Source organism: Prochlorococcus sp., assembly GCF_965655815.1.
Classification (GTDB): domain Bacteria; phylum Cyanobacteriota; class Cyanobacteriia; order PCC-6307; family Cyanobiaceae; genus Prochlorococcus_A; species Prochlorococcus_A pastoris.
The window spans coordinates 34,783-47,481 of sequence record NZ_CBFHHZ010000002.1; the positions used below are offsets into that span (position 1 = coordinate 34,783).

The 12,699-nt window shown below is 30.3% G+C and carries 13 protein-coding genes; 7 read left to right on the forward strand and 6 right to left on the reverse strand.

Going from position 1 to position 12,699, the window contains the following annotated elements; translation table 11 throughout:
* Position 1: 1 nt before the first annotated feature.
* The 3 genes from ACTF45_RS03275 to ACTF45_RS03285 all read left to right on the forward strand — a co-directional run bounded on the left by ACTF45_RS03275 (position 2) and on the right by ACTF45_RS03285 (position 3,413).
* Positions 2-133, forward strand: a complete 132-nt coding sequence (locus tag ACTF45_RS03275; RefSeq protein ID WP_071812973.1) for a DUF2256 domain-containing protein — start codon at positions 2-4, stop codon at positions 131-133.
* Entirely contained in the window at positions 130-1,620 is a 1,491-nt protein-coding gene (locus tag ACTF45_RS03280; protein ID WP_438949342.1) for a cryptochrome/photolyase family protein, read from the forward strand. The genes ACTF45_RS03275 and ACTF45_RS03280 overlap by 4 nt, the downstream gene beginning before the upstream one ends.
* Positions 1,621-2,099: 479 nt before the next feature.
* Positions 2,100-3,413, forward strand: a complete 1,314-nt coding sequence (locus ACTF45_RS03285) for a 16S rRNA (cytosine(967)-C(5))-methyltransferase (protein WP_288347364.1) — start codon at positions 2,100-2,102, stop codon at positions 3,411-3,413.
* An 18-nt stretch (positions 3,414-3,431) separates the two neighbouring features.
* On the opposite strand, the gene ACTF45_RS03290 is transcribed toward ACTF45_RS03285, so the two are convergent.
* From ACTF45_RS03290 to petP, 3 genes are read right to left on the reverse strand one after another with little or no spacing between them, the layout of a single operon-like run.
* Entirely contained in the window at positions 3,432-5,195 is a 1,764-nt protein-coding gene (locus ACTF45_RS03290; protein WP_438949343.1) for a transglycosylase domain-containing protein, read from the reverse strand.
* 1 nt (position 5,196) lies between these two features.
* Positions 5,197-6,144 carry a chlorophyll synthase ChlG gene (gene chlG, locus ACTF45_RS03295; RefSeq protein WP_288347361.1) on the reverse strand — a complete coding sequence of 316 codons (948 nt, stop codon included), beginning with the start codon at positions 6,142-6,144 and terminating at the stop codon, positions 5,197-5,199.
* Between the two features lie 9 nt (positions 6,145-6,153).
* A complete protein-coding gene (petP, locus tag ACTF45_RS03300; protein ID WP_036930906.1) occupies positions 6,154-6,378 on the reverse strand; it encodes a cytochrome b6f subunit PetP in 225 nt (74 codons plus the stop codon).
* Between the two features lie 59 nt (positions 6,379-6,437).
* Here petP and hisF point away from each other — a divergent pair, with 59 nt between their 5' ends.
* Together hisF and ubiE are read left to right on the forward strand one after the other, a co-directional pair.
* Complete coding sequence (hisF, locus tag ACTF45_RS03305; protein WP_288347358.1) at positions 6,438-7,205, forward strand: imidazole glycerol phosphate synthase subunit HisF; 768 nt, start codon at positions 6,438-6,440, stop codon at positions 7,203-7,205.
* A gap of 36 nt (positions 7,206-7,241) precedes the next feature.
* A complete protein-coding gene (ubiE, locus tag ACTF45_RS03310; RefSeq protein ID WP_288347356.1) occupies positions 7,242-7,943 on the forward strand; it encodes a bifunctional demethylmenaquinone methyltransferase/2-methoxy-6-polyprenyl-1,4-benzoquinol methylase UbiE in 702 nt (233 codons plus the stop codon).
* A gap of 8 nt (positions 7,944-7,951) precedes the next feature.
* Here ubiE and ACTF45_RS03315 read toward each other — a convergent pair whose 3' ends face one another.
* Entirely contained in the window at positions 7,952-8,386 is a 435-nt protein-coding gene (locus tag ACTF45_RS03315; RefSeq protein ID WP_438949459.1) for a DUF721 domain-containing protein, read from the reverse strand.
* Positions 8,387-8,509: 123 nt separating this feature from the next.
* Between ACTF45_RS03315 and ACTF45_RS03320 the strand changes: the two genes are divergently transcribed.
* Positions 8,510-9,259 carry a biotin--[acetyl-CoA-carboxylase] ligase gene (locus ACTF45_RS03320; protein WP_288347353.1) on the forward strand — a complete coding sequence of 250 codons (750 nt, stop codon included), beginning with the start codon at positions 8,510-8,512 and terminating at the stop codon, positions 9,257-9,259.
* Positions 9,260-9,261: 2 nt separating this feature from the next.
* Here ACTF45_RS03320 and ACTF45_RS03325 read toward each other — a convergent pair whose 3' ends face one another.
* Both ACTF45_RS03325 and ACTF45_RS03330 read right to left on the reverse strand, forming a co-directional pair.
* Positions 9,262-9,948 (reverse strand): ABC transporter ATP-binding protein, encoded by a 687-nt coding sequence (locus ACTF45_RS03325; RefSeq protein WP_288347351.1) that lies wholly within the window; start codon positions 9,946-9,948, stop codon positions 9,262-9,264.
* A 14-nt stretch (positions 9,949-9,962) separates the two neighbouring features.
* Complete coding sequence (locus ACTF45_RS03330; RefSeq protein WP_288347350.1) at positions 9,963-11,483, reverse strand: NAD(P)H-quinone oxidoreductase subunit N; 1,521 nt, start codon at positions 11,481-11,483, stop codon at positions 9,963-9,965.
* Positions 11,484-11,650: 167 nt separating this feature from the next.
* On the opposite strand from ACTF45_RS03330, the gene topA reads away from it, so the two are divergent.
* Positions 11,651-12,699: type I DNA topoisomerase (gene topA / locus ACTF45_RS03335; RefSeq protein ID WP_438949344.1), on the forward strand; the 1,049-nt coding region annotated here is incomplete at its 3' end.

The window sequence follows — 12,699 nt, forward strand, 5'->3', positions numbered from 1 at the left end:
TTTGAAAATCCTACCAAGCAAAATATGTCCCGTTTGCAACAGGCCATTTAATTGGCGCAAAAAATGGAAAGATTGTTGGAAGGAAGTTAAATACTGTTCTAATAGATGCAGAAATAGGAAGTCATTAGTATGAATCAGATATCGATCATATTTCCAAATCAACTTTTTAGAGATAGCTCACTCTTGAAGTTAAGTTGTGAAATTTTGATTATTGAAGATTCATTATTTTTTGGTAATGATAAATTTCAAAAGTCAATTAACCACAAAAATAAATTAATTTTCCATAAAGCTTCAATGCTTGCATATAAAAAATATCTGCAAAATTCAGGATTTAAAGTTATTTATATTGAGAATAAAAATAATCTTTCCACCGTAGAGTATTTATCAAAATATTTGCAAGGAAAATATCAAAAGATAAATATTATAAATCCTCATGATTTTTTAATTATGAAGAGGATAAATAGATTTGTTGAAGCCAACAATCTTAAATTACAAGTTTTCCAGTCACCAATGTTTGTAACTAATGAAGACTTACGAAAGTCTTTTAAATCTAATTCCAAAAAACCCTTGATGGGTAGATTTTATGAGAATCAAAGAAGAAGTCAAAATATATTATTGAATCCTGATGGCTCACCTCAAGAAGGTAAATGGAGTTTTGATGAATTAAATAGAAAAAAATTACCCAAGAATATAAACATTCCTGAAATCCCAAAATTTCCAAAAAATCAGTTTGTAATTCATGCTGAAAAGATAATTTCTAATTTACAGATTGAGTTTATAGGTGAAAGTAATTATTTTATATATCCAACTACTTTCGAAGAAGCTGATAGTTGGCTTCATGATTTTTTCGAAAATAGATTTTCTTTATTTGGCGATTATGAAGATGCAATTAGTAAGGAAAAAGTATTTTTATGGCATAGTTTACTTTCCCCTCTTTTAAATAGCGGTTTATTGACTGCAAAAGAAGTTATTGATAAGGCATTAACTTATGGTGAAAAAAATAAAGTTCCTATTAACTCTTTAGAAGGTTTTATTCGTCAAATAGTTGGATGGAGAGAATTTATTTGCTTAGTTTATGAAAAATATGGTACCCAAATGCGTACTACTAATTTTTGGAATTTTGATAATAAGCCTATGCCTGAGTGTTTCTATAAGGGAACCACAGGAATCGATCCAGTAGATATCGTCATAAATAATATTATTAAATACGGTTATTGCCATCATATTGAGAGGCTTATGATAATAGGTAACTTTATGCTTTTATGTCGTATACATCCTGATCATGTTTATAAATGGTTTATGGAAATGTTTATAGATTCTTATGATTGGGTAATGGTCCCTAATGTTTATGGAATGAGTCAGTTTAGCGATGGAGGGATCTTTTCAACAAAACCTTATATTTCTAGCTCGAATTATGTGAAAAAAATGTCTGATTATAAAAGTGGTCCTTGGTGTTCAATCTGGGATGGTTTGTTTTGGAAATTTATAAAAGATAATGAAACTTATTTTAGAAAACAATATAGACTTGCAATGTTAACGAGAAATTTAGATAAAATGAGTGACGAAAAGCTAAATGGTCATTTAAGAATAGCTGAGGAATTTATTAGTAATCTTTATTAAATTAAACACTAAATTTATAATCAATTTTAAAACTTAAGAGAATCTAATGATATTAATAAATATTAAAAACACGTGTTAGATTAATAGTAATATAGATCTTTGATTAATCTAAAATAAATTTAACTTTGTGCAAACTTTACTTTTTTGAAATTTAGATTGGATAATTAATTTGTATTTGAAATTAAGTGCTCTAAAAGAATTAATTCCTTTCCCAGCCAGAGAGGTTATTGATTTAGAAAAAATAAATGGGGACTCACTTTTAACCTCTTTAACTTTTTGTTCTAATTACAAATGAAAAAAAATAAATTATTTTCAAGAGAAAAAGTCCATTCTCTTAACATCTATATATTTTTGGGATTCAATTTAACCTTAGTTAGTGTTCTTGGTTTTATTTGGTTTAATACTTCAATTAATAGCTAAGAACAATATTCATAATTAATAGTATATTTAGCATATATTACTAAACAAGATTTTATACATTGATTAAAGGGTACCTTCAAAGAAAAGCATCTTGGGAAATTCTTTTAAAAGTAAGTTCAGGAATTTATTCAGATCATGCTCTAGAAAAGGTACTAAAAAATTATGAGTTCAATTCATTAGATATAGCATTCATAACGGAATTATCTTTTGGATGTATTAGGTATAGAAAATTCCTTGATCTTTGGATAGACCATACATCAAAACTTTCTCATACTAAGCAACCACCAAAACTAAGATGGCTTTTACATATAGGTTTATATCAATTATTAAAAATGGATAAAATTCCATTTTCTGCAGCTATTTCTTCAACTGTAGAAGTTGCAAAGAAAACTGATTTAAAAGGTTTGGCTGGAACTGTAAATGCAATATTACGAAATACCGTTAGACATATAGAAAAAGAACATGTCCCAAAAATATCCTCAGATGAAATAGAGAGATTGTCTTCTCTTGAGTCATTACCAATATGGCTTGTAAAAGAAATTGTTAATTGGGTAGGAATAAAAGAAGCTAAAAATATCGCCAAGGCATTTAATAAAAAACCTTCAATTGATTTGCGAATTAATTCTCTTAAAACTGATTTAAATAAATTTTTGAATGAACTTTCTGAATGTAATATTAATGCTACCGCAATCAGTCAATTAAAAAATGGGATCGCCTTAAATTCTAATCCAAGGTCTATTAAAAAACTCCCTGGCTACAGCGATGGGCTGTGGGTAGTCCAAGATAGATCTTCTCAATGGGTCGCTCCTCTTTTAAATCCAAAGAAAGGGGAAAAGATTCTAGATGCCTGCTCTGCCCCAGGAAGTAAAACAACTCATTTAGCTCAGTTAGCTAATGACGATGCTGAAATCTTAGCTGTTGATAGATCAGAAAAAAGATTGAAAATACTTCAATCAAATTTGGAAAGATTAAATATAAAAAGTGTTAAAACTTTGAAAGCTGATGCTACTAATTTAGTTGATATTCAACCAAATCTTATCTCTTATTTTGATAAAATCTTAATTGATGCTCCATGTTCAGGGATTGGAACCTTCGCAAGAAATCCTGATTCAAGATGGTCTTTAAGTAAGGATAAAATAAATCAATTAATTCTTTTACAGGAAAGATTATTAGAAAGCGTTTTACCTCTTTTAAAAAGAAATGGAACTTTAGTTTATTCAACTTGTACAATATGTCCTGAAGAAAATAATTTTCTAATTAAAAGATTTTTGACAAAAAATAAGGAAATTAAATTAGATAGTGAAAAACAAATCTTACCGAAATTTGATGAACCAGGAGATGGATTTTATGCAGCAAAAATTTCTTATAAATAAAAAATAAATTATTTTTTATTAAATCTCTAAATCATATATTTTACTTATGAACTTTTTCCAAAAATAAGCTGCATTACCGCTAGATAACTTAGTTTCTTTGTTTTCATCAAAACCTATCCAAACTCCGGTAGTAAGATTATTAATTGAACCAATAAACCAAAGATCCCTGTTCCCGTCGGAAGTTCCTGTCTTGCCATATACTCTTTCTCCTTTAATTGAGGCTGCTATCGAAGTACCTTCCGAAACTGATTTTTCAAGTAGATTATTTAGGCTTTTGTTTACTTCGGAATCTAATATCTTCTCATGAATAAATTTATTTTCCCAAATTAATTCATAATTATTTGATTCTATTTTTTCAAGAATGCTTGGCTTATATAGATTCCCATTGCTATTCAGAGTTGCATAGGCATTTGTAATATTTAGGAGGCTGTCTCCATAAGATCCGATAGCTAATGGTAGAAATTCTTCAAGCGGTTGTTCATACCCTAGGCCAAATAAATTAGCTAGATTTATAATTTTTTTAAGACCTATATTACTAGAAATTTTTAGAGGAACTATATTTGAAGAGGTTTTAAAAGAATCTATTAAAGATATCTTACCTCGATAAATTTCAGAAAAATTTTTGGGACAATAGTCTTCCCAGCACTTAGGTAAATCTTCGAATTTATCTCTTAATTTTATACCTTCTTTTAATGCTGCAGTATATGGAATAATTTTAAAAGTTGAACCTAAAGGCCTTATGGCTGAGGTAACTCTATTAAATTCGTTTATTATTGGATTCTTACTAGTTATCATTGTTCGAATTAAACCGCTATTGGATTCTATTGATAACAATGCTGTTTCAATATTATTAGGCCCTATAGACCTAGAAATTTTTTGTCCTATTTCCTGCCAATCTTTATTGATGCTCGATTTTATCCGTAAAAATTTGTACTTTTTATGATTTTTGATTTTGTTATTTGTTTCCTTGAGGATGAAATTTACTAATAAATTATCTTTAGAATCTTTATTATTTATTGAATAATTTAAATTAACTTTTTCCTTTAAGGCTTCATTTCTCTCGTCTAAAGAGATGTAGCCATCAATATACATATCTTTTAAAATTTTATTTCTTTTTTTAATAGCTAAATCGATATTTTCATAAGGCGAATAAATCGAGGGAGCAGGTGCTAATCCAGCTACTAAGGCAACCTCAGATAATGATAATTCCGTTATAAGTTTTCCAAAATAAACTTGGGAGGCTTCATTAATACCATAAGCTCCCGATCCTAAGTAAATATTATTTAAATATAATTTTAAAATTTGATTTTTACTGAATTTCAAGTCTAACACTAAGGAAATTATTATTTCTTTAATTTTTCTTTGAAAACTTAAATTATTATTTAAGAAAATTAATCTTGCTACTTGCTGAGTAATAGTGCTTCCACCCTCTTTAAAGTATCCGCTCTGAATATTACTAATAAAGGCTCTTGATAAACCTATTAAGTCAATTCCATTATGGTTAAAAAATCTTTTATCCTCACCCGAGATAAAAGAATACTTTAGAAAAAATGGTATCGCATTTGCATTATCAAGAACATCGAATTTTCGACTTAATTTTCTTAATGTTTTATTATCAGAAGAGAATATTTCATAAGAATAGGGTATTGATTTTGAAGTATTGATTTTAAGTGGGTCAAAATTTAAAGTAATCCTAATTAAATTAAGTATGGGGAAAAATATGACAAAGAAAATAAATATCGATGAGCTAAAAATAAAATATTTATATTTTATTTCATTCACTTTAAGCTACTAAAAAACTATGTCCTATTGCTAAAGCGGTTACTAACATTCCAGTTATAAGAAATGGCTGAGCACTTGCCTGGTATTTGACATCAAATTTTAACGGGTCCCTTAGTAACCACATATCTTGAAATGTAATTTGAGGAATTACCAGTAAAACTAAAATTACTGATGCTAAATGTTGTCCAATAACAATTAATACGATAACCATTGCTAATTGAAAAATATCAATGAGACCAGCACTTATTCTACTAGCCTTTTTAATTCCAAATATTACAGGTAACGAATTTAATCCTAGTTTTGAATCCCCTTCAACACTTTTGAAATCATTTATAACTGCTATTCCTAGTCCAGAAAGACTATAAGCAAGAGTTAGTAATGCTGTAACAATAGTTAATTTACCAAATAAGGCTTGTCCCGCCCACCATGGGAGAGCTATATATGAAGCTCCTAAAGCATAATTTCCTAGCCATCCATTTTGCTTCAATTTTAAAGGAGGAGCAGAATAGATATAACTTACTAAAGACCCACCTAAAGCCAGAAGAAAGACAGAGGGAAAACTATGTTTTGCATATAAATCTAATAAAAAAGAGACTACTAAACCAGCAATAAGTAATACCCAAATTTGTATTTTTACTTCCTTAATCGAAATCTTTCCAGAAGGTATTGGTCTATTAGGTTCATTAATAGCGTCAATTTCTCTATCAAAAAAATCATTAATAGTTTGGGTATAACCTGCTAAAAGTGGTCCGCTCATGAGCATGCATGCTAGTGAGGCTAAAACATTACTTATTGTCCACTGAAAATTTCCGCTTGCTGCAGCTCCACAGATTACCCCCCATATCAAGGGGATCCATGTGATTGGCTTCATTAATTGTATACGTAGTTTCCAAATACTCGAAGTCTCTGAAGCCCCTTTAATTCCTAATAATTGTTTTGGATCATTCACTTTTAATATTTAACCTTTCTCAATTTCTTCAGGGAAAAACCAATTTTCCTCTCCGTTTTGTAATTTAACAGTAATACCAATACTTCTACCATCGGTCATTTTATATCCAGTTGTTACAACTCTTGGGTTTGATGATATCTGATCAATTAGCTTTGCAGGTAATCTATCTTTAACTTTGTTAATGTTAATTTTAACTTTACTACCAATTTTGGGTAATAATTTTGTTTCAGCCATAAGAGGTAAAATGGAAGCTATTATGCAAGATTAACAGCCTTTGGACAATTTTTATTAAAATGGTAGCTCTTCGTTTAATTCCTTGTTTAGATGTAGCTAATGGAAGGGTAGTTAAAGGTGTTAATTTTGTAAACCTTAGAGACTCTGGTGACCCTGTCGAATTAGCTTGTAAATACTCAGAAGCAGGAGCGGATGAATTAGTATTTTTAGATATAAGAGCTAGTGTGGAAAATAGAAAAACATTAGTTGACCTTGTTTCTAGAACAGCCAAATCAGTTAAAATTCCATTTACTGTTGGTGGTGGCATAAATTCGATCAACTCAATTAATGATCTTTTAAGAGCAGGAGCAGATAAAGTAAGTTTAAATTCTTCTGCAGTAAAAAATCCAGACATAATTTCCAAAAGCTCTACGAATTTTGGAACACAATGTATAGTTATTGCTATTGATGCAAGAAAAAAAATTAATAAATATAATGAATGGGAAGTATATGTTAAGGGTGGACGAGAGAATACTGGTTTAGATGTAATAAGTTGGGCAAAAAAAGTTGAGGAATTAGGTGCTGGAGAAATTTTATTAACTTCAATGGATGGTGATGGGACACAAAATGGATACGACTTATTATTGACTCAAACAGTTGCAAATGCAGTTAATATTCCTGTGATTGCTTCTGGGGGTGCAGGCTCAGTAGAAGATATTTATGATGTTTTTACCAAAGGTAAAGCCTCTGCAGCACTTTTAGCATCTTTACTTCATGATAAAAAACTTACTATAGATGAAATAAAATCTTTTCTTATTGAAAAGAAACTACCAATGAGACCTAATTAAAAAAAATAATTTATCATTAATTAAAAATATTTAAATATGCGATATAAAAAAACTAATGAGGTTAAAAGTATTTTTAATAATATTTCTTGTAGTTATGACTTTTTAAATAGTTTGCTTAGTCTGGGATTACACAAATATTGGAAAAAGACATTAGTTGATTTATTAAAACCAATTAATGGGGAAAATTGGGCTGATTTATGTTGTGGAACTGGGGATCTATCATTTTTAATTTTTAAAAAAGTTAGGCCCAATGGAAGTGTTACTGGAATAGATAGTGCAAAAGAAATTTTAAATATTGCAAAGGAAAAGTCGAAATTGATTGAAAATAAATTTATCTCTTGGGAGATGCAAGATATCTTAGAAATAGATGAAAATTTAAAAAATTATGATGGAATTTGTATGTCTTATGGTTTAAGAAATTTAGTCAATGTAGAGGAAGGACTAAAAAAAGTCTTTAATCTTTTAAGTGATACGGGTAGAGCTGGGTTTCTTGACTTTAATCATTCTAAATTTAATTCTATAGCTGATTTGTTTCAAAAAATATATTTAAGATTTGTTGTGGTCCCAATTTCAAAAATTTTTAGATTAAGTAAAGAATATTCTTATATTGAAAAAAGTATAAAAAATTTTCCAAAGGGAAACGAACTTATGCTAATTGCAAAAGGAGTAGGGTTTAAGAAAGTTGAATATAGGACTATTTTTTTCAATCAAATGGGAATATTAATATTAGAAAAATAAAATTCATCTTAATTATTTTTTCTCCAACAAAAAGTACATTTCCCCCATCTTGATATCTCACCTTCTGGTGCAGGACTATTGCATATTTTGCAAATAACCATATTATTATTCTTTATTCTGCTCGGATGATTTTCCCAGACTGTTTTTGCATTAATCTCTTTTTTATCTAAGCTTTTGACTTCATAATTTTGAATTATCTTTATTTCATCTAAATTTATTCCAAATCCGCTAATACTCTCCTTTAATCTATGTTTGTTATAAATTAGTGCCTGCCTCCATTGTGGATGATTTACAGCAATAATAAGAGTCTTCTGTTCAATTTTTAAGGGCTTACATGCTTTAGATAATTCCAGACCAATTAACTTTTCCCAATTCTCATTTAGTTTGGATAGTTTATCTAAGTCTTTCCATGATTTTTTGAAATTATCAATACAATTTCGCATTGATGATGGATATCTTTTATTCAATATTGGTAAATATCTTTTATTCAATTGATATAATTAAAGTTATAAGAGTTAAGATAATTTAATCTTGTCAAGATTGCCTGTTTTTTATATTAAGGACTTGTGAAAGTTTTAGGATCAGTAGCTAAGACCACATACTACTACAAAAAAATCCAGGGAGTTTGTCCTAATTGGAAACTTCAATACAAATTAAAATGTAAAAGTACTGAATACGAACTAACAAATTGGCTCCAAGATTCTCCAATCAAAAGATATAAACCAAGAGCAATAGTAGCTAAAGAACAATTTTTAGGGACAGGTCAGAATTCAAGACGATGGATTTCTCCTAAAGGAGGAATATGGCTAAGTGCGGCTTATCCAATTTTTACCTCAAAATTTTCAAGTGAGATATTTAGTCTTTCATTCGCAATTAAGTTATGTGAAATGTTGAATAAGGAATCTATAAAAGTCGATTTAAAATGGCCAAATGATATTTTTTTTAATTCAAAAAAATTAATTGGATTTTTACCCAGAGTGATAACAAGAGGGAAAGAAATTATCTATTTAAGGATAGGTATCGGCATGAATTTTTTAAATAAAACTCCATTAGAGGGCATTGCTTTATCTGAAATACTTAATACTAAAAATATATGTGAACATGTTTGGACTGCAAAAATCCTTAAAACTATTCATGAGTCAGTCGAATGTAATGATAGAAAAGAATATATTATTAAAAACGCAAATAAATATCTTACAAAAAAACATTTACCTAGAGGATATAACTCAAATGATTGGTTAATAAAAGAGGTAGATGATAATGGGAATTTGAGAATTTATAATGGAATCCAGGAGAAATTATTAACGAGGTTTTAAATTTATTTAACTTTTAATTCAATTATTTTCCCATCTTTAAACTTTGCTATTTTCTTTGCCCGACTTGCAACTTCATCTTCGTGCGTAACTAAAACTATAGTTATACCTGATTCATGAAGTTTATCAAAAAGGTCTAATACATCTTCTGTCGTTTTTGAATCTAAAGCGCCAGTGGGTTCATCGGCTAATAAAATTGCAGGATTATTGATAATTGCTCTTGCAATAGCTACACGTTGTTGTTGCCCTCCTGACAATTGATTAGGACGATTATTTACTCTCTCAGAAAGTCCAACTTTGTCTAGTGCATTTTTTGCTCTTTTTTCTCTTTCTATAGGATCTACTCCTGCATAAATCATTGGTAAAAGAACATTTTCTAGTGCTGTAGCGTCTGAGAGAAGGTGGAATTGTTGGAAAACAAATCCTAATTTTTGGTTTCTTAACTCAGCTAATTCATCATCAGATAAATTTTCAACAGGAGTTCCATTTAATTTATAAACGCCTTGAGATGGTCTGTCTAGACAGCCAATAATGTTCATTGCAGTACTTTTACCTGAACCACTTGCCCCCATAACAGCCAAATAGTCCCCTTTATAAATTTCTAAATTCACATTATCTAAGGCTTTTACGATAAGTTCATCTTTGCCATACATTTTTGATACTTTTTCTAAGGTCGCAACTTTTTTAGTCATTTATTAATACTCTTTTAAAGAACATTATTTGTTGTCGCTAATATATCCTGTAAAAAAGGAGTTTCTGATACTGCTGAATTAGCTAATTTGAAAAGAGGGTTAGAAAGTATTCCTCCTAAAGCTGTAACAGCTATGCAAGTATATAATGCAATTCTAAGTGGTGGTAATCCAATAATATTCCATTTAATCTCAGGATAAGATTTAACTATTTCAGAAGCTTCTTGTGGTTCTTTTACTACCATCATTTTTATGACCGAGATGTAGTAATAAATTGAAATTACTGAAGTTATTAATCCGACTACTACTAAAAGGTATTGATGGTTAGCCCAACCTGCAAAAAACAAATATATTTTTCCGAAAAAACCTAACATAGGCGGAAGCCCACCAAGAGAAAGAAGACATAGGCTCAGACCTAAAGTAATTAAAGGATCTTTTTGATAAAGGCCTGAATAATCTGAAATTCTATCTGATCCAGTTCGGAGTGAAAAAAGTATTACACATGAAAAAGCCCCAAGATTCATAAACAAATATGCAGCTAAATATAAAACAGCTGATGAAAGACCATCTTGTGTTCCAGATACTATTCCAATCATTACAAATCCCGCTTGACCAATTGAACTATAAGCCAACATTCTTTTCATTGAGGTTTGGGCCAATGCCACAATATTTCCTAGTGCCATACTCAAGATTGCTAAAATTGTAAATAATAGTTTCCATTGTTCATCGAAAGAAGAAAAAGTAGTGCTTAAAATTCTTATTGCAAAAGCAAATCCGGCAGTCTTAGATCCTACAGATAAAAAAGCTACTACAGGTGTTGGAGATCCCTCATAAACATCAGGTGTCCATTGATGAAAAGGAACTGCAGCAATCTTAAAAGCAACAGTTGATAAGACAAATACTAGTGATAAGGATGTAATAAATGATGGTTTATTTATTATCTCTACCCCGATGGTTGATAAGTTTGTGGAACCACTAAGACCATAAAGGAATGAGGATCCATATAAATAAACAGCGGCAGCAGCTGATCCAACTAGGAGATATTTTAAAGCGGCCTCTGAACTCCTAGGGTCTCTCTTGAGATAACCAGAAAGACAATAACTAGCTACTGATAAAGTCTCTAAAGATATAAATACACTTACGAGGTCCGTAGATCCACACAAAAGCATAGCTCCTAAAGTTGCTGATAAGACTATTGCAGCGAATTCCCCAATTGGACTTCCACTTTGCTCTGTGTAACGCCAACTAATAAGTAAGGAAATTAGAGTTGATAGTGCAATAATTGATCTAAATGCAATTGCTAAATTATCTGAATTAAAAGAGCCTAGGAATGCACTATTTACAGGGTTACTCCACTGTAAAGCGAGACTTATAAGAGAACTGCCTAATGAAATGTAACAAATAACTGGTGCCCACCTTGAGGCAGTTTTTTCGCCAGCAAGATCCACAAGAAGAGTTCCAACAATACCAAGCAAAATGAAAGCTTCTGGAATAATTGCTTGAGCATTTAAATTAATTGTAAAGATTTCGTTCTGCACTTAATTAAATTGAATGTTTGATTGTAAGGATGTAAGAGTTAAACTTACTTGATTATAATTTGTGGGTATAAGTTTTGAAATCTTCGAGCAACATTGCTTAAAGGGTTTCAATACATCATAATATGCCCTAATTGATTAAAAAAACACTAATTTTATCGAAATAGACCTTGGATCACACACTTGTTATTGTTGAAAGTCCCACAAAGGCAAAAACTATTAGAAAGTTTTTGCCTTCTAATTATGAAGTTTTAGCTTCCATGGGACATGTAAGAGATCTTCCAAAAGGAGCAGCTGAAATTCCTGCATCAGTTAAAAAAGAAAAATGGTCAAGGATAGGTGTAAACACTACAGAAGATTTTGAACCACTTTATATTGTCCCAAAGGAAAAGAAGAAGGTTGTTAAAGATTTAAAAAATGCTTTAAAAGATGCTACTCAATTGTTACTAGCAACTGATGAAGATAGGGAAGGAGAAAGTATAAGTTGGCACTTAATGCAAATTCTTAAACCAAAAATCCCAACTAGGCGAATGGTTTTTCATGAAATCACTAAAAAGGCAATTAATAAGGCACTTGATGAGACAAGAGAAATTGATATGGAATTAGTCCAGGCTCAAGAAACGAGAAGAATTCTTGATAGGCTTTTTGGATATGAACTTTCTCCATTACTATGGAAAAAAGTAGCTCCCAGACTATCTGCTGGTCGTGTTCAGTCTGTTTCAGTAAGATTGCTTGTTAAGAAGGAAAGAGAAAGGAGAGCGTTTAAAAAAGCCTCTTACTGGGGATTAAAAGCCTCTTTGCTTAAAGATAATATTTCTTTTGAATCTAAGTTATTTAGTCTAGATGACCAAAAAATCTCCAATGGTTCTGATTTTGATGAAAAGACAGGTAACTTAAAAAAAGGTAATAAATCTTTAATTTTGACCGAAGACAGGGCAAAGAGTCTTCTCAAAAATTTATCCAAGGAAAAGTGGAAAGTCTTAAAAGTAGAAAAAAAACCTACAATTAGGAAGCCTGTTCCACCCTTTACTACTAGTACTTTGCAGCAGGAAGCTAATCGAAAACTTCGACTATCTGCAAGAGAAACAATGAGATGTGCTCAAGGCTTATATGAGAAAGGTTTCATTACATATATGAGAACTGATTCAGTACATCTTTCTGAACAAGCGATTAGAGCGGCGAGAGAATGTGTAAATTCAAAATATGGGAAAGAATATTT